The 415-nt window shown below is 43.1% G+C and carries 1 protein-coding gene; it reads left to right on the top strand.

All coding sequences use genetic code 11. The features are described 5' to 3' along the window. The first annotated feature begins 130 nt into the window (after nucleotides 1-130). The gene (locus P5683_RS25915) at nucleotides 131-352 is read left to right on the top strand and encodes a ribbon-helix-helix protein, CopG family (protein ID WP_315641311.1); all 222 of its coding nucleotides are present in this window, start codon (nucleotides 131-133) and stop codon (nucleotides 350-352) included. Nucleotides 353-415: the final 63 nt, after the last annotated feature.

Below are 415 nucleotides of genomic sequence, written 5' to 3' on the forward strand. Positions count from 1 at the left end.
GTCTTCTTAGTCATCTCGTCCTCTCCATTATACGTCCTAAGTGTTCTGTCTTGTACTATATATCATGCTATATTTAAATATGTCAACATATATATATTATTTTTTTAGAGAGGCCACGTGGAGTCATCTAATGAGCAGAACCAAGCAACTAAAAAGGAAAACTCGCAGCACACTGTACGGGGAAACCAAGAAGTCAGTTTCTATGACGTTAACGGAAACCGCAGTCAAGGTGCTGGATCAGATGGCTATAGAGTTAAACCTGACTCGATCCGAGTTAGTGGAACAGATTGCCAGGGGGATTATTTCCAGCCAGGGCGGGAAAGTGTCCCCAGAACAGGCGGGAAAATTTTAAGCCTGCTGGCTCAGTACAGGACAAAAAAGCTGAAAGTCTTAGCCAAAAGGGAATCTAGCCGAT

This window comes from Limnospira sp. PMC 1279.21 (assembly GCF_032349615.1).
Classification (GTDB): Bacteria; Cyanobacteriota; Cyanobacteriia; order Cyanobacteriales; family Microcoleaceae; genus Limnospira; species Limnospira fusiformis.

Excerpts from the sequence above, each read along its gene's own strand:
- P5683_RS25915 (WP_315641311.1), top strand. The coding sequence starts at position 131 with ATGAGCAGAACCAAGCAACTAAAAAGGAAAACTCGCAGCACACTGTAC.